The organism is Streptomyces sp. NPDC038213, assembly GCF_055600495.1.
This window is the reverse complement of the sequence record NZ_JBVJYM010000015.1, coordinates 149,801-165,949: the sequence shown is the minus strand read 5'-3', so window position 1 is coordinate 165,949 and position 16,149 is coordinate 149,801. Positions and strand designations below refer to the sequence as shown.

The 16,149-nt window shown below is 71.8% G+C and carries 11 protein-coding genes; 5 read left to right on the top strand and 6 right to left on the bottom strand.

Going from position 1 to position 16,149, the window contains the following annotated elements:
• Positions 1-110 precede the first annotated feature (110 nt).
• The 4 genes from ACZ7JZ_RS21660 to ACZ7JZ_RS21645 form a co-directional block, all read right to left on the bottom strand.
• A complete protein-coding gene (locus ACZ7JZ_RS21660; RefSeq protein WP_470941568.1) occupies positions 111-1,586 on the bottom strand; it encodes a non-reducing end alpha-L-arabinofuranosidase family hydrolase in 1,476 nt (491 codons plus the stop codon).
• A gap of 182 nt (positions 1,587-1,768) precedes the next feature.
• Positions 1,769-2,599 carry a carbohydrate ABC transporter permease gene (locus tag ACZ7JZ_RS21655; protein ID WP_470941566.1) on the bottom strand — a complete coding sequence of 277 codons (831 nt, stop codon included), beginning with the start codon at positions 2,597-2,599 and terminating at the stop codon, positions 1,769-1,771.
• Positions 2,596-3,585 carry a carbohydrate ABC transporter permease gene (locus tag ACZ7JZ_RS21650; protein WP_470941564.1) on the bottom strand — a complete coding sequence of 330 codons (990 nt, stop codon included), beginning with the start codon at positions 3,583-3,585 and terminating at the stop codon, positions 2,596-2,598. Before ACZ7JZ_RS21650 ends, ACZ7JZ_RS21655 begins: the two co-directional genes overlap by 4 nt.
• Positions 3,578-4,870, bottom strand: a complete 1,293-nt coding sequence (locus ACZ7JZ_RS21645) for an extracellular solute-binding protein (protein ID WP_470941562.1) — start codon at positions 4,868-4,870, stop codon at positions 3,578-3,580. Before ACZ7JZ_RS21645 ends, ACZ7JZ_RS21650 begins: the two co-directional genes overlap by 8 nt.
• A 230-nt stretch (positions 4,871-5,100) precedes the next feature.
• On the opposite strand from ACZ7JZ_RS21645, the gene ACZ7JZ_RS21640 reads away from it, so the two are divergent.
• From ACZ7JZ_RS21640 to ACZ7JZ_RS21630, 3 genes are read left to right on the top strand one after another with little or no spacing between them, the layout of a single operon-like run.
• A complete protein-coding gene (locus ACZ7JZ_RS21640; RefSeq protein ID WP_470941560.1) occupies positions 5,101-6,114 on the top strand; it encodes a LacI family DNA-binding transcriptional regulator in 1,014 nt (337 codons plus the stop codon).
• 10 nt (positions 6,115-6,124) lie between these two features.
• Positions 6,125-8,344 (top strand): beta-glucosidase, encoded by a 2,220-nt coding sequence (locus tag ACZ7JZ_RS21635; protein ID WP_470941558.1) that lies wholly within the window; start codon positions 6,125-6,127, stop codon positions 8,342-8,344.
• Complete coding sequence (locus tag ACZ7JZ_RS21630; RefSeq protein ID WP_470941556.1) at positions 8,341-9,807, top strand: glycoside hydrolase family 43 protein; 1,467 nt, start codon at positions 8,341-8,343, stop codon at positions 9,805-9,807. The genes ACZ7JZ_RS21635 and ACZ7JZ_RS21630 overlap by 4 nt, the downstream gene beginning before the upstream one ends.
• Positions 9,808-9,840: 33 nt before the next feature.
• Here ACZ7JZ_RS21630 and ACZ7JZ_RS21625 read toward each other — a convergent pair whose 3' ends face one another.
• The gene (locus ACZ7JZ_RS21625; RefSeq protein ID WP_470941554.1) at positions 9,841-10,866 is read right to left on the bottom strand and encodes a LacI family DNA-binding transcriptional regulator; all 1,026 of its coding nucleotides are present in this window, start codon (positions 10,864-10,866) and stop codon (positions 9,841-9,843) included.
• Between the two features lie 269 nt (positions 10,867-11,135).
• Between ACZ7JZ_RS21625 and ACZ7JZ_RS21620 the strand changes: the two genes are divergently transcribed.
• On the top strand, positions 11,136-12,107 hold the full coding sequence (locus ACZ7JZ_RS21620) for a glycoside hydrolase family 6 protein (protein ID WP_470941552.1): 972 nt from the start codon (positions 11,136-11,138) through the stop codon (positions 12,105-12,107).
• Between the two features lie 51 nt (positions 12,108-12,158).
• The gene (locus ACZ7JZ_RS21615) at positions 12,159-13,589 is read left to right on the top strand and encodes an endo-1,4-beta-xylanase (RefSeq protein WP_470941550.1); all 1,431 of its coding nucleotides are present in this window, start codon (positions 12,159-12,161) and stop codon (positions 13,587-13,589) included.
• A gap of 70 nt (positions 13,590-13,659) precedes the next feature.
• Here ACZ7JZ_RS21615 and ACZ7JZ_RS21610 read toward each other — a convergent pair whose 3' ends face one another.
• A complete protein-coding gene (locus ACZ7JZ_RS21610; protein ID WP_470941575.1) occupies positions 13,660-16,098 on the bottom strand; it encodes a glycoside hydrolase family 9 protein in 2,439 nt (812 codons plus the stop codon).
• Positions 16,099-16,149: the final 51 nt, after the last annotated feature.

The window sequence follows — 16,149 nt, the reverse complement described above, 5'->3', positions numbered from 1 at the left end:
TTAAGGAGATGGCGTGCGGAGGCCCCTCTCTTCCCCCCCCCCCCCGCTTCCTTTTTTTTCACGCCTCCCCCCCCCCCTTCCCCCCAAGGTGCCGGACCCGTGTCACACGGTCAGCGCTGGAGGGTCAGCAGGCCGGGCCGGTAGGGCCACTGGCCGTAGTCACCGCCGGAGTTGGGGTCACGCCCCTGGTAGAGGAACTGCAGGCGGCAGGGGTCGACGGTGAAGGTCTGATCGGCGGAGGTGCGGATCAGTTCACCGTGGCTTATGTCGTTGGTCCAGGTGGCGCCGCTGTTGGCCTTGCCGGCGAAGGGGTTGCTCTCGGTCGCGGCCTGGGGCGTCCACGATCCGGTCAGACTGGTGGCCGTGAACGAGCGGAAGTAGCGGCCCTGCGAGCCGATCGCCTCGACGATCATGAGGTAGCGGTCCTGGCCCTGCAGCTTGTAGACCTGCGGGGCTTCGAACAGGTTGTTCGTCGTATCGCTCATGATCGTCGTGTACGAGGAGCCGAAGCTGCCGGGGAAGTTCCCGATCGGCATGCTCGCCCGGTAGATCCTGCCGTTGTCACCGGCGAAGAACAGGTACATGTTCGTGCCGTCGCCGATGAGCGTCTGGTCGATGGGCCCCGTGCCGGAATCGGCGATGCCTCCGGAGAAGAGCACCTGCTGCGCGGACCAGCCGTTGGGGTTGGAGGGGTCGGTCGAGGTCCGGTAGGAGAAGGCGCTGCCGCCTCCCCACTGGTAGGCGAGCACCCAGATGTTCTTCGGCGCGAAGTAGAAGAGCGTGGGCGCCACGACCGGGTTGGTCATCGTGTTCTGGGCGGCCGAGGCCATCTCCGGCCAGGCACCGAACAGGCCGAAGTTCATCGAACCCCAGCCGGTTCCGGGTCCGGCGCCGTGCGTCGTCGCGTAGACGAGGTGCTTGCCGTTGTACGGGGCGACGGTGAAGTCCTTGAGCGAGGCCCAGCCCGCCTTGGGCTGCGCCAGCGCGCCCGTGGAGGTCCAGCGGTACGTGGACGGCAGGGCGCACGTGCCGGGGGTGCCGGCGCCCACCTTGAGGAGCTGCCACTGCTGGTTGGTGCCGCCCCAGTCGTCGTACTGGACGACGTTCGCGCCGTCGGCGGTGGATCCGCCCTGGACTTCGAGGGCCTTGTTGCTGTGCCGCGCGATGAACCGCACGTAGCCGTCCGGGCTGTCGGCCAGCCGCCACTGCTGGTTCGTCCCGTTCACGTCGGCCCATTGGACGACCGCGGCGCCGTTGGCGGTGGACCGGCTCTGGACGTCGAGCACCTTGCCGGAGTGGCGGGACTTGATGCGGTAGTAGCCGCCGCCGGAGTCGACGAGCTGCCACTGCTGCTGGTTCTGGTCGTTCCTGGCCCACTGGGTGATGCGGGCGCCGTCGTCGGTCGCCAGGTTGTACACGTCAAGCGCCTTGCCGCTGTTGCGGTTGACCAGCACGTAGGAGGCATTGGGGTCGACGGTCGCCGCCCTCGCCGGCTGGACGCCGAGGAGGGTGGCCAGGAGCAGCAGGGGTGCGAGCACGGCCGGCAGCCGTTTGATGGACATCCGGTACGGATGGTGAAATCTCATCGGGAGGGCTCCTTCGGGGGTGGAGGTGGGGTGATCCGACGGACCGCCGGATGGCGGCGTCGGTGGTCTGCGCTGCTGGGCGGGGGTGGCACGGCGGGCTATGTTAGCGCTAACAATTTTGCGCATGGCACGTGTACTCGGACGTGTCACGAGGTCTCCTCGGGTTGGCCGTGCAGGCCGGGTCAGCCTTTGGTGGCGCCCGCCGTGAGGCCGCCGATCAGCTGCCGCTCGGCGACGGCGTAGAAGGCGAGCGCGGGGACCATGGCGAGCACGACGTAGGCGAAGACGAGGGCGTAGTCCGTCGAGTACTGGCCCTGGAACTGCTGGACTCCGACGGGAATCGTCTGCCATTTCGGATCGGTGAACACCAGCAGCGGCAGGAAGAAGTTGTTCCAGCTCGCGACGACCGCCAGCACCGACACAGTGCCGAGCGCGGGGCGTGCCATCGGCAGCAGGATCCTCCAGAAGAAGCGGAACTTGCCGCAGCCGTCCATGACGGCCGCCTCCTCGAGCTCTGCCGGGACGGTCCGGAAGAAGCCGCGCAGGATGACGATCGTCATGGGGAGCCCGAAGGCCGCCTGCGGGAGGATCACCCCCAGCGGGTTGTCGAGCAGGCCGAAGGTGCGCAGCAGCAGGAACAGCGGCAGGACGGCCACCGTGAACGGGAACATGAGCCCGATCGTGAACAGGGTGTAGAACAGCTCCCGCCCCCGGAAGGCGTAGCGGGCCAGCACGAACGCCGCCATCGCGGACGCCGCCACCGTGCCGCACGCCGTTCCGATCGCGATGCCGGCGCTGTTGGCGATCTGCCGCCAGAACATTCCGTCGCCGAGAATGCCGGTGTAGTTGCCGACCTTCCAGTGCTCGGGCAGTCCGAACGGGTGGGTGGTCAGCTCGCCGGTGCTCTTGAACCCGGAGATCACCGCGTAGATCAGCGGTACGGCGACGAACGCGCCGATCAGCCAGAGCAGGGCGTGCAGCGACAGGCCCCGGGCCGTTCTCCGGGCGCTCATCGGGCACCTCCGGTGGTGACGGCTCCGCTCAGGTCACGGCGCAGTACGTAGCGCTGGTAGAAGAGGGAGAAGACCAGGCTGATCATGAACAGCACCACGCTGATCGCACTGGCGTAGCCGACCTGGTAGCGCCGGAACCCGAACTGGAACATCGAGATCGCCATCGTCTCGGAGGAGTGGTTGGGCCCGCCGGCCGTCATGACCCACACGAGGTCGAAGAGCTGGATGGCCCCGATGACCGAGAGGAACACGCTGATCCGGATCGTCGGGCCCAGCAGCGGCAGCGTCACGTACCGGAAGCGCTGCCAGGCACCGGCGCCGTCGATGGCGGCGGCCTCGCGGATCTCGCCGGGGATGCTTTGGAGCCCGGCGAGGAAGAGCATCATGTGGAAGCCGAAGTACTTCCAGGTCATGACCACGAACAGGGTCGGCAGGACCGTCGACGGATCGGCCAGCCACCTGCCCTGCAGCCCTTCCAGGCCGAGCGCGCCGGCCAGCCGGTCGGCCAGGCCGTCGCCGGGAAGGAGGATCATCGCGAAGAGAACCGCGGTGACCACCTCGGACAGCACGTACGGCGCAAAGAACAGCATCCGGTAGACGGCCCGGCCGCGCAGTCCGCGGTTGAGCAGGACGGCGGTGAACAGCGCGAACGGCAACTGCACCGTGAGCGACAGGGCGATCAGGTACAGCCCGCGCCCCAGGTCGCCGAGGAAGACCTCGTCCCCGAACAGCCTGGCGTAGTTCGCGAAGCCGACGAAGTCCTCCATGGGGCCGGCCCCGCCCCACGTGAAGAACCCGGTGTGGACGGCGACGGCGATCGGGGCCAGGACGAAGACGAGGAAGAGGACCAGGGCCGGGACGAGGAACCAGGCCACCGACGCCCAGCTGCGGACCCCTCGCAGGAGCGAGCGTGCCGGGGCGGGCGGACGCGCCGGCGGGGCGTCCTGTGTGCGCTCCTCGATCAGCGTGGGCACGGGGCTAGGCACCCTGTGCAGCCTCGGTGATCGACTCGGTGACCTGCTCGGGCGTCCTCTTGCCCGCGATGAGGTCGGCCACACTGTCGTTGATTTCCTGGCCGACCGCCGGCGGGTACGCCTGGTCGAGGTAGAGCTGGAAGCCCGTCGCCCCGGCCAGGCTGTCCGCCACCGCCTTCCTGTTGGCGTCGGCGAGGCCGCTCTCCGCGCCCTTGACCACCGGCAGGAAGGCGTTGGAGGCGAGCAGCTTGGACTCGTTGTCCAGGACGAAGAACTTCAGGAAGTCCAGCGCCTCCTTCGGCGCGCCCTTGCGCAGGGCGAAACCGCCGCCGCCGCCGAGCACCTCGGTGGCCTGGCCGGCGCCGCCGTCGACCGCGGGGAAGGGGAAGAACCCCAGATCGGCCCCGAGGTCCGCGCCCGCGTCCTTCTGGACCGACGGCCCCCACTGCCCCATCAGCTCCATGGCGGCCCTGCCGTTGCCCATGGTCGCGGCCTGGCCGCCGGGGGTGGAGTAGCCGGCGCCCAGGAAACCCGTCTGGAACGGCCGGAGGTCGACCAGCTCCTTGAGGTGCGCGCCGGCCCGGACGAAGCCGGGGCCCGTGAAGTCCTTGGTGGTCGCGGCCTGCTGCAACGCGGGCAGTCCTGCGACGCGCATCGCGAGGTAGGCCCAGTAGAAGTGGCCCGGCCACTTCTCCTTGCCGGCGAGGGCGATCGGAGTGACGCCCGCGGCCTTGAGCTTCCCGACGTCGTCGAGGAGTTCGGCCCAGGTGGTCGGCGGGGCGGCGATCCCCGCCTTGGCGAAGAGCTTCTTGTTGTACCAGAAGCCGACCATGCCGGCGTCGTAGGGCACCGCGTAGGTGCGGCCCTCGAACTGGTAGGCCCGGAGCGAGACCGGGGTGAGCCGCGAGGACCAGCCGAGCACGTCGGTGAGGTCCTCGACCAGTCCCGCGTCGACCTGCTGGCGCAGGACCCCGCCGCCCCAGGTCTGGAAGACGTCCGGCAGCCTGCCCGCGGAAGTGCCGGCCGTCAGCTTGGTCTTGAACGCCTCGTTCTCCAACGAGGTCGTCTTGATCGTGATGTTCGGGTGGGCGGCCGTGAACGCCGAGGAGATCTGCGGGAACAGGGACTTGCCCGGCTCCGTGGTGGCGATGTTCCACCAGGCCAGGGTGACCTTGCCGCCGGCCGCCCGACCCGCCCCGGATTCCCCGCCGCCGCAGGCCGCGGTCAGCGAGGCGGACAGTGCGGTCAGGCCCGTGAGCGCAAGGAAGCGTCGTCGACTGGGGGGTGTGCTGGCCATGGGACCTCCGGAGTGGGGATGCCGGTGCGACGTCGAAAATGTTTCGCAACATCCTCGAATTCGTGCTGCCACAAACTAGGAACACGGGATCCACCGGTCAAGCCTTATCAACGAATTCCCTTTCCACACGGCCTGCTTGATGGTTGACAACCCGGTCACGCCGACCGGAGACTCGTCGAAAGTTTGCGATATCTGTCGCCAGCCCGGGCGTCCGCGCAGAAGGAGAGAAGTTGAGCGAGCAGCGTCCGACCCTGGCCGTCATCGCCGCCGCGGCCGGGGTCTCCCAGGCCACCGTGTCGAAGGTGATCAACGGCCGCACCGACGTGGCGCCTTCGACACGCGAGCGGATCGAGAGGCTGCTCGAGTCCCACAACTACCTCCCGCCCGGCCGTCAGGGCAGGGCCCGCAGGTCGGGTCTGGTCGACTTGATCATCGGCGGTCTGGACAGCGCCTGGGCCGTGGAGATACTGCGCGGCGTGGAGGCCGAGTGCGCCCAGCGGGGGGTGGGCACGGTCGTGTCCCTCCTCCCGCCGGGCGAGGCGACCCCGTCGAGCTGGGCCTCACTGCCGGTCCTGCACCACAGCGACGGCGTCATCCTCGTCACCGCCTCGGTCACCGCGGCGCAACGCGCCCAGGTGGAACAGGCCGGTGTGGCGCTGGTCGTCATCGACCCGGTCGACCTGCCGGGAAACGGTGTGCCCAGTATCGGCGCGACCAACTGGGCGGGCGGCCTCGCCGCCACGGAACACCTGCTGGGCCTGGGGCACCGCCGGATCGCCGCGATCGGCGGACGCAGGGAGATGCTCTGCAGCCAGGCCCGCATCGGCGGGTACCGGGCCGCGCTGGAGGGGGCCGGGATCGAGGTCGACCGCGACCTGATCCGGTTCGGCGACTTCCAGCACGAGGGCGGATTCCGGCGCGCCCGGGAACTCCTCGCCCTCCCCGAACCGCCGACCGCCGTCTTCGCCGGCAGCGACCAGCAGGCGATGGGCGTCTACGAAGCCGCCCGGCAGGCCGGGCTGAGCATCCCGCAGGACCTCAGCGTGGTCGGCTTCGACGACCTGCCGATGTGCGGGTGGCTGTCACCGCCCCTGACGACCGTACGCCAGCCGCTGGAGGAGATGGGCCGGCTCGCCGCCCGCACGCTCTTCCAGCTCCTGGACGGACAGCCCCTGGTCAGCCCCCGGATGGAGCTGTCGACCGAGCTCAGGGTCCGGCTCTCCACCGCCCCGCCCCGTCTCTAGGAGAACTCCGTTGACCGAGCCCTGGCGCGACCCCCTCCTCCCCGTGTCCGCACGGGTCACCGATCTGCTGCAACGCATGACACTGGAAGAGAAGGCGGGCCAGCTCACCGGCTTCTGGGCGCTGCCGTCGGATCCCGGGGCACCGGTCGCGCCGATGGAGGACGACTCGGGCGAGTCCGCACCCGCACTCGACGACATCGCCGCCCGCGGACTCGGCCAGCTCACCCGGGTGTACGGCACCGCGCCACTCACCGCGGAAGCCGGTATGGAACGGCTCGCGTCGCTCCAGAACAGGGTGACCACGTCGGGCCGGTTCGGAATCCCGGCGGTCGCGCACGAGGAGTGCCTGACCGGGTTCATGACGTGGGGGGCCACGGTCTTCCCCGGACCGCTGGCATGGGGGGCCTCCTTCGATCCCGGTCTCGTGCGCCGGATGGCCGCCGCCATCGGCACCGGGATGCGGCGGGTGGGCGTCCACCAGGGGCTGGCCCCGGTGCTGGACGTGGTCCGCGACTACCGCTGGGGCAGGACCGAGGAGTGCATCAGCGAGGATCCCTATCTCGTCGGAGCCATCGGCACCGCCTACGTGCAGGGCCTGGAAGGCGCCGGGATCGTGGCCACGCTGAAGCACTTCGCCGGGTACTCGGCCTCGCGCGGCGGCCGGAACATGGCTCCTGTCGCCTCGGGACCGCGGGAGTTCAGCGACGTGCTGGTCGAGCCGTTCGTACGGGCGCTGCGCGAGGGAGGGGCCCGGTCGGTGATGAACAGCTACACCGACGTGGACGGCGTCCCGGTGGCCGCCGACGGACAGCTGCTCACCGGGCTACTCAGAGATGAGCTCGGTTTCGGCGGGGTGGTCGTCGCCGACTACTACGCCGTCTCCTTCCTGGAGACCCGGCACGGAGTCGCCGGATCGCGTGCCGCGGCGGGCGCGCTGGCGCTGACCGCCGGAATCGACGTCGAGTTGCCCACGGCCCGCTGCTACGGCGAGCCGTTGACCGGACTCGTGCGGTCGGGAAGCCTCTCCGCGGATCTCGTCGACCGGGCCGCGGACCGGGTCCTGCGGCAGAAGGCGGAGCTCGGCCTCCTCGACCCCGGCTGGGAACCGGTCAAGCCCGAGCCGGTCGACCTCGACCCGCCGGAGAACCGGGCCCTGGCCAGGCTCCTGGCGGAACGGTCCACCGTCCTGCTCGCCAACGACGGCGTCCTGCCGCTGCGGCCGTGCCGGGTGGCGATCAGCGGGCCGTACGCCGACGACCCCCAGTCCTTCCTCGGCTGCTACTCCTTCCCCAACCACGTCGCACTGCCCGGCGACCCGGGGGTGGAGATCCCGACCCTCCGGGAGGCGCTCACCGCGGCGGGGTTCGCGGTCACCGACGACGAGCCGGACGTGAACCTCCTGGTGCTCGGGGACCGGGCGGGCCTGTTCGGCCGCGGCACCTCCGGAGAGGGCTGCGACGCCGAGACCCTCGACCTGCCCGGCGACCAGGCCGCACTCGCCTCCGCCGTACTGGACTCCGGGGTGCCGACCGTCCTGGTCGTCGTCTCCGGGCGGCCCTACGCGCTCGGGGCGCTCGCCGAGCGTGCGGCGGCCCTGCTGCAGGTCTTCTTTCCCGGGGAGGAGGGCGGGACGGCGCTGGCCCGGATCATCAGCGGGGCTGCGGAACCGTCCGGCCGGCTGCCGGTCTCCGTCCCCCGCCGGGCCGGCGGCCAGCCCGGCACCTACCTGCGCGCCGGGCTGGGCGGCCGCACCGCCTGGAGCTCGGTGGACCCGACCCCGCTGTTCCCCTTCGGCCACGGGCTGAGCTGGACCGGCTTCACCTGCTCGGACCTCTCGGTGGATCCGGTCGCCGCGACGGACGGGTCCGTCGCCGTTTCGGTCACCGTACGGAACGTCGGCGAGGTCGCCGGAACCGAGGTGGTCCAGCTGTACCTGTCCGACCCCGTGGCGTCCGTGGCCCGGCCGCAGCAGTGGCTCGCGGGCTTCGCCCGGGTCGAACTGCGGCCCGGCGCGGCCGCGCGGGTCACCTTCGACGTCCACGCCGACCGGACCTCCTTCACCGGGCTCGACCTGCGCAGACGAGTGGAACCCGGAGAGGTGGACGTGGCGGTCGGGCGCTCCAGCGGCGACCTTCCGCTGCGCGGCTCCTTCACTCTGGAGGGCCCCGTACGGCACCCGGGTGCCGACCGGGTGCTGTCCGTGCCGGTCCGGATCGTCCCGGTGCCATGACGCGCTTCTCGGGTGATCCGGTCCTGCCGGGGTTCCGCCCCGACCCGTCCGTCTGCCGGGTGGGAGCGGACTACTACCTGGTGACGTCCAGCTTCGAGTGGTTCCCGGGCCTGCCCGTGTTCCACAGCCGCAACCTCACCGACTGGCGGCGCATCGGCTCCGCACTCGACCGGCCGTCCCAGCTCGACCTCACCGGGTGCGCGCCCTCGCGGGGGCTGTTCGCCCCGACGATCCGGCACCACGACGGGGTCTTCCACCTCGTCTGCACACTGATGGACGGCCCCGGCCACTTCGTCGTCACGGCGACCGACCCGGCAGGGCCGTGGTCGGAGCCGCACTGGCTGGACGGCGAGGGCTTCGACCCGTCGCTGTTCTTCGACGACGGGCCGGACGGCGACGGCCGGGCCTGGTTCACCGCCGCCCGCGCAGTGGACGAAGCCGCCGGCCGCACCGAGATCTGGATGCGCGCATACCTTCCCCGCGAACGGCGGCTCACCGGACCGGAGCACGTCCTGTGGTCGGGCAGCCGCCCGGGCGCCCGCTGGTCGGAGGCCCCGCACCTCTACAGGGTCGACGGCAGCTACCTCCTGCTCACCGCCGAGGGCGGTACCGGTGTGGACCACAGCGTGGTGGCCGCCCGGGCCGACCACCCGACCGGCCCCTACCGGGGCGCTCCCGGGAACCCCGTCCTCCCGCCCGCCGGGGGCCCGGTCACCTGCACCGGGCACGCCGACCTCGTCCAGACCCCGGACGGTGACTGGCGCGCCGTCCTGCTGGGCGTCCGCCCGGGCTCCGCCCTCGGCCGCGAGACGTTCCTCACCACGGTCACCTGGGACGACGGCTGGCCGGCCCTGTCCCCCGTCGTCCACACCGCCCCGCGCCGCCCCCTCCACGAAGGCTTCGCCACCCTGTCCGCCGACTGGAGCACCCTGCGCACCCCACCCGGGCGGTTCTGGACCACCGGCGACGGACTCCGCCTGCGGCTGCGCCCCGAACGCCTCGGCGAACCCGCCACCCCGTCCCTCCTGGCCCGCCCCCAGGAGCACCCCGACTGCGACGTGTCCACCGAACTGCGCTTCACGCCGGCCGTGCCGTACGAGGAGGCGGGCCTCGCCGTGGTCCTCGACGACGACACCCACCTCCTCCTCGTGCGCACCTCCGAAGGACTCAGCCTCCGCCGAGGGTCCGAGGTCCTGGCCGCCTCTCCCCTGCCGCCGGGACCGGTCCGCCTGGGGGTCCGCATCCGCGGCTTCCGCCACAGCTTCGCCCACGCGGCACCGGACGGCCCCTGGCAGGAGCTGACGACCCTTGAAGCGACCTTCCTCGTCCCGCACTTCACCGGCGTCCAGCTGGGCCTGTACGCCAGTTCCAACGGCCTCCCCTCCACCGCCGAAGCCCACTTCGCATGGTTCGACATCACGTACCCGACCAGGCGGGACGCGCCGGAACGCGGGCGCCCGTGACGCCCCGGCCGGTCCCGGACCCCCGCCCCCCGCTCAGGCCGGCAGACCGGGGGCGGACCCGCGCACGGTCAGGCTGGTCGGGAGCACCAGCGGACTGGGGCGGCGGCCTTCGAGGGCACCGACCAGCATCCTGGCCATCTCCTCCCCCAGCGCCCGTACCGGCTGGTGGACCGTGGTGAGCGGCGGGCTGGTGTGCCGGGCGCTCGCCAGGTCGTCGAAGCCGATCACGGCGACGTCCCCGGGCACCCCGATCCCCCGTTCCCGCAGGACGCGCAGAGCGCCGACGGCCATGGCGTCGGAGGCGGCGAACACGGCGTCGAGGTCCGGATGCGCCCGCAGCAGTCGCTCCATGGCCCCGGCGCCCCCGCCCTCGGTGAACCGCCCGGGCTCGACGCCGAGGAGCGGCAGGCCCGCCAGGGCGAGCCCGCCGGCGAAGCCCTCCTCCCTCGCGGCGGAGGCCCTGGTGTCCCCCTGGCCGCTGATCATGACGGGGCGCCGGCGGCCCGTGCGGGCGAAGTGCTCGGCGGCCAGGCGGGCACCGCCCTCGTTGTCGGCGTCCACGTACAGCGCCGGCTCGCCCTGGAGCGGGAGCCCGCCGAAGACGACGGGGAGATCGGCCTGTTCGCACAGCCGCCCCAGCGAATCGTCACCCCGCAGCGCCATCAGCATGACCCCGGCGGCCCGGCGCGAGCGCAGCAGCTTCTCGAACCTCTCACGGCCCCGCTGGGTGTTGGCCAGCAGCAGGACCAACTCCAGTTCGGTCTGCTCCAGAGCCGTGCCGACGCCGACGACGACCTCCGCGAAGAACGGGTCGGCGAACAGTCCCGGCTCGTCGCTCGAGACCGCGAGCACCACCGCTGCGGACCTGCGGCTCGCGAGGGCACGCGCCGACGGATCGGGTACGAAGCCCAGCTCGCGCACCGCCCGTTGGACCGCCTCCCGCTTGGCGCGGCTCACGTGCGGGGCGTTGTTGATCACCCGGGAGGCAGCCGTGCGCGACACACCGGCCCGCGCGGCCACCTCGTCGAGCGTCGGCGTGCGTCTGGGCGACGGCTCCATGGGCGACCTGCTCCTCGTGCTCACGCGGACGGCGAACGCGGGCCATGATTCCACGCGCCGACGCGCTGCGGACCGTTGCGGGCACGCTCCGGGGCCCCGCTCCGGCAGCGCCTCCAACCTCTGGCGCTATGACGCAGACGGAATTCGTTTTGCGTTCAACCTATTGACACGTCCGGGGACCCCGCCCAATCATCCCCTCAGCGCGCTCCGGTCCGCCCGCTGGACCGGAAGCGCTTCCAATTCCCCCACCCCTCGGAGGAAGCACCACCATGCACACACGCATCCGAGCCGCATCGGCTCTGCTCGCCGGTGTCCTGACCGCCGGTTTCACCCTCCTCGGCACCGGCCCGGCACAGGCCGCCGACCCGACCACCATGACCAGCGGCTTCTACAGCGACCCCGACAACTCCGCGCTCCGGTGGGCCGACGCGAACCCGGGCGACGGACGGGCGGCGGCGATCCGCACGTTCATCGCCCGAACGCCGGCGGCCCGCTGGTTCGGGAACTGGAGCGGCGACATCGGTGCGGCAGCCGGCGCCTACGTGGGCCGCGCCGACTCCCACGACAAGCTGCCGGTCCTGGTCGCGTACAACATCCCCCACCGCGACATCTGCGCCGGCCACTCCGGCGGCGGCGCCGGGAGCCGCGCCGCGTACGACGCCTGGATCGCCGCCTTCGCCAGCGGCATCGGCAACCGCCCGGCCGTCGTGGTCCTGGAACCCGACGCGCTCGGCCACGAGAGCTGCATGACGGCCGCCCAGGTCGCCGAGCGCAACGCGATGCTCAAGAACGCCATCGCCCAGTTCAAGGCCAAGGCACCGAACACGTGGGTCTACCTCGACGCCGGGAACCCCGGCTGGGTGCCCGCCCCGGCCATGGCGCGGCAACTCGCCGCCGCCGGTGTCAGCGGAGCCCGCGGCTTCGCGCTGAACGTCTCCAACTACTTCACCACCGACCAGAACACGGCCTACGGCAACGCGGTCAACTCCGCCCTGGCCTCCTACGGCTCCACCAAGCCGTTCGTCGTCGACACCAGCCGCAACGGCAACGGGTCCAACGGCGAGTGGTGCAACCCGGCCGGCCGCCGGACCGGTACGCCCAGCCAGCGGGGCGGCGGTGCCGAAATGCTGCTGTGGATCAAGATCCCCGGCGAGTCCGACGGCAACTGCGGCGTCGGGACCGGATCCTCGGCCGGGCAGTTCCTGCCCGAGGTCGCCTACAAGATGATCTACGGCTACTGACCCCGTCACCCGAGATTTCCGCCTTGGAGGCTCCCCATGGGGTTATCTGTCATGTACGCGTCACAATCGCACACTGCCCGCCGGCGTTACGGCGCTCTGCGAACGGTCCTGGTCGCCGGCGTCCTCGGCGCGGCCGCCGTGCTGGTGCCGCCAGCGCCCGCGCAGGCCGCCGAGAGCACGCTCGGCCGTGCGGCAGCGCAGAGCGGCCGCTACTTCGGCACCGCCGTCGCCTCGGGAAGGCTGGGCGACCCGGTGTACACGGCGGTCGCGGGCCACGAGTTCAACTCCGTGACTCCCGAGAACGAGATGAAGATCGACGCCACCGAGCCCCAGCAGGGCCGGTTCGACTTCGCCGCCGCCGACCGCGTCTACAACTGGGCGGTGCAGAACGGCAAACAGGTGCGCGGCCACACCCTGGCCTGGCACTCCCAGCAGCCCGGCTGGATGCAGAACCTCAGCGGCAGCGCACTGCGCCGGGCGATGACCGGCCACATCAACGGCGTGATGGCCCATTACAAGGGCAGGATCGTCCAGTGGGACGTCGTGAACGAGGCCTTCGCGGACGGCAGCTCGGGGGCCCGGCGCGACTCCAACCTGCAGCGCACCGGCAACGACTGGATCGAGGTCGCCTTCCGTACCGCGCGCGCCGCCGACCCTGCCGCAAAGCTCTGCTACAACGACTACAACACCGACAACTGGACCTGGGCCAAGACCCAGGCCGTGTACGCCATGGTCCGGGACTTCAGGCAGCGCGGCGTACCGATCGACTGCGTCGGCTTCCAGGCGCACTTCAACAGCGACAGCCCGTACCATCCCAACTTCCGCACCACGCTCCAGAGCTTCGCCGCTCTCGGCGTGGACGTGGCCGTCACCGAACTCGACATCCAGGGCGCCTCGGCCACGACCTACGCCAACGTGACCAACGACTGCCTGGCCGTCCCGCGCTGTCTCGGCATCACCGTCTGGGGGGTGCGCGACACCGACTCCTGGCGGGCGGAGCAGACGCCGCTGCTGTTCGACGGCAGCGGCAACAAGAAGCCCGCGTACGCGTCGGTGCTCAACGCACTGAACGCCGGCTCCTCCCCACCGAACCCGTCGCCCGGTTCCGGGCCGATCAGGGGCGTCGGCTCGGGGCGCTGCGTGGACGTGCCCGGGGCCGCCACCACCGACGGCACCCAGGTCCACCTGTGGGACTGCAACAACCGCGTCAACCAGCAGTGGTCGTACACCGCCGAGCGCGAGCTGCGGGTGTACGGAAACAAGTGCCTCGACGCCGCCGGCACGGGAACCGGCACCAAGGTCCAGATCTACAGCTGCTGGGGCGGCGACAACCAGAAGTGGCGCATCAACGCTGACGGTTCGATCGTCGGAGTCCAGTCCGGTCTCTGCCTCGACGCCACCGGCAACGGCACCGCCAACGGCACCCTGATCCAGCTCTACACCTGCTCCAACGGCAGCAACCAGCGGTGGACCCGCACCTGACCCGGCTCCCGCACGCGGTCCGCCCGCCGACCGGCCTGCCGGCCGGCGGGCGGACCCGGCGTGCCGGGGGTCAGGAGCAGGGCGCCCCGCCCAGCGTGAAGCCCGCCGGGACAGCGTTGGCTCCCGAGTACGTCGCCTGGAAGCCGAAGCTCGCGCTGCCGCCGGGCGCCAGCGTGCCGTTCCATCCGGCGTCCCGGGCCGTGACGGTCCTGCCCTCCTGGCTCACCGCGGCGTTCCAGGCGCTGCCGATGCGCTGATCACCCGCGAAGCTCCAGCCGAGGCTCCACCCGGTCACCGCCGAGGCCCCGGTGTTCCTCACCGTCACCGTCGCCGTGAATCCGCTGCCCCAGGAGTTGTCGATCCGGTACTCCACCGTGCAGGAGGCCGCCGGAGCGTCGTCGTCCGACTCCGTGGCCGTGAACGTCGCCGACTGCACGCCGGGCCCGCCGGCCGAGAACGTCGCGACGCCCGGGGACGTGTCGGCATCCTGGGCGGCATGGACCGGGACCTGCCGCACGGTGGCCCAGTCGGACGGGGTGAACACCAGGGTCGCGGCCGCCGACAGGTCGCTGTCGCCGGAGACGCGGGCCACCGTCACGGTCACGTTCTGCGCGGGCGCGGCCGAAAGGCGCACACCCACCGGCGCCGAGCCTCCCTCCGGGACCGTCACGGCCGCCGGTCCCACCTGCACCACGGGCACCGCCGGGACGGCGCGCCGCTCGGCGGCGAACGCCGCCAGCCAGGCCAGTGAGGCGTTCCAGTTGACGGCCACCTCGTTGGTGGAGTACGAGCCGATGTCGTCCACGTAGCACGCCGCCGGTGCGCAGCCCGCGAGCCTCTCCCTGGCCACGGGGTCCTCCAGTGCGGCGTTCGGCCCGCCCGCGAAGGAGCCGGCCGGCGGGTGCGGCAGCGAGGCGTCGTTCTGGCGGGCCCAGAACCGGTGGTGCTGGTTCTGGGAGTAGCGGTCTCCGTATCCGGTCACGTAGGAGAGGTCGAGTGCGTTGCGGCCGAGCAGGTAGTCCAGGGACTCCAAGGCCCCGGCCCGGTAGCGCTGCTGACCGGTGAGCTCGTACGCGACGGCGAGCACGATCGCGTTGTTGGCGACGGAGCTGTTGGAGCCCCAGCCGTACCCGGTGGCGGGGAGCGGGACCGCGTAGCCCTGCCCGGCCATGGTCGACAGGTGGGCGTCGGCGGCGGCGGTCAGCAGCGCGCGCAGCCGGGCCGTGTCGGCGGCGGGCAGGGACACGCCGGGGACGGTGGCGAGGGTGATGCGGCCGGGTGTGGCGGTGCCGCCCCACCAGAAGGCGTCTACGGGCCTGGTGTGGTGCGCAGAAGTGGTGACGGCCTCCCGGTACTGCGCCTCGCCGGTGGTGGCGAGGAGTTCCGCCGCCGCCCAGTAGAACTCGTCGGACACGTCGGCGTCCTCGTAGGCGCCGCCGCCGGTGTTGTCGCTCCCGGGGGCCAGGACGTCCGGGTTGGCCCTGGCCGCCGTCCAGGCGCGGCGGGCCGCGTCCAGGCAGCGGGCGGCGAACGCGGCGTCGTACGGGGCGTACACCCGGGCACACTGTGCGGCAGCGGCTGCCAGGTTCAGCGTCGCGGCGGTCGACGGCCTGTGCAGCTCGCGTGGTGAGGAGTCGAGTTCGGGACGCGTCGGCAGTGCGGTCCACGCGGCGTCGTGCATCTTGTGGAAGGCCATGCCCGCCATCGGCTTCCCTGCGGGGACCTGCATCCGCAGCAGGAACTCCAGCTCCCAGCGGGCCTCGTCCAGCACGTCCGGGGTCCCGTTGGCGCGTTCCGGCACCCGCAGCGACCCGTCGCCGAGGGCTGCGCCGCCGCCCGAACGCCCGGCCCTCTCGAAGGAGTTGACCATCTCCCAGACGGATATGCCGCCGTTGACCACGTATTTTCCGTGGTCGCCGGCGTCGTACCAGCCCCCGCGGACGTCCAGGGCGTAGTCGCACACCCCGGGCTGGCAGGGGACGCTGGTGTCGCCCCGGTTCGGGGCCACACCCAGGTGCCCGGCGGGGCGGGCGTAGGCGCTGCCGCCGGCCAGGGCGGCATCGATCGCGACACCGCTGCGCTGCTGGTAGAAGAACGACATGCTGTCGGCGCGCAGTCCGTCGTACAGGGAGGCGGAGATGTCGAACGGGTGGCTGGTCCGGTCACCCGCGACCAGGGTGAAGCCCGTGCCGGCACCGGTGTAGGCGCCGAAGTCCACCAGGTGCGCGGACTGGCCGGAGGCCCGGTCGGGACCGTGCACGGTGGTGGTGCCCGAGGCGACTGCCGCGCCGGAGGCGCTGCGCAGTTGCCAGGCGAGCGGGGTGGTTGAGGGGGTGACCACAGTGGCCCGCTTGGGGCCGTCGGGCAGGTAGCCGAGCTGGTTGACCCGGACGGGCGTGTCGGCAGCAGCGGTGGCGCCGGCCGCGGCCGGTGCGTCCACGGCCGCCGCGGACGGGGCGCCGAGGGCGAGCGCCAGGCAGGCGAGGACGGCGGACGCGCGGCGCGGCATGCCGCGGGCGGGGGTGGCAGGGGGCACGGTGAAGCCTTCCGTTGGAGCGGG

Coding starts and splice junctions, on each gene's coding strand:
- ACZ7JZ_RS21660 (WP_470941568.1), bottom strand. CDS start 1,586: ATGAGATTTCACCATCCGTACCGGATGTCCATCAAACGGCTGCCGGCC.
- ACZ7JZ_RS21655 (WP_470941566.1), bottom strand. CDS start 2,599: ATGAGCGCCCGGAGAACGGCCCGGGGCCTGTCGCTGCACGCCCTGCTC.
- ACZ7JZ_RS21645 (WP_470941562.1), bottom strand. CDS start 4,870: ATGGCCAGCACACCCCCCAGTCGACGACGCTTCCTTGCGCTCACGGGC.
- ACZ7JZ_RS21630 (WP_470941556.1), top strand. CDS start 8,341: ATGACGCGCTTCTCGGGTGATCCGGTCCTGCCGGGGTTCCGCCCCGAC.
- ACZ7JZ_RS21625 (WP_470941554.1), bottom strand. CDS start 10,866: ATGGAGCCGTCGCCCAGACGCACGCCGACGCTCGACGAGGTGGCCGCG.
- ACZ7JZ_RS21620 (WP_470941552.1), top strand. CDS start 11,136: ATGCACACACGCATCCGAGCCGCATCGGCTCTGCTCGCCGGTGTCCTG.
- ACZ7JZ_RS21615 (WP_470941550.1), top strand. CDS start 12,159: ATGTACGCGTCACAATCGCACACTGCCCGCCGGCGTTACGGCGCTCTG.
- ACZ7JZ_RS21610 (WP_470941575.1), bottom strand. CDS start 16,098: ATGCCGCGCCGCGCGTCCGCCGTCCTCGCCTGCCTGGCGCTCGCCCTC.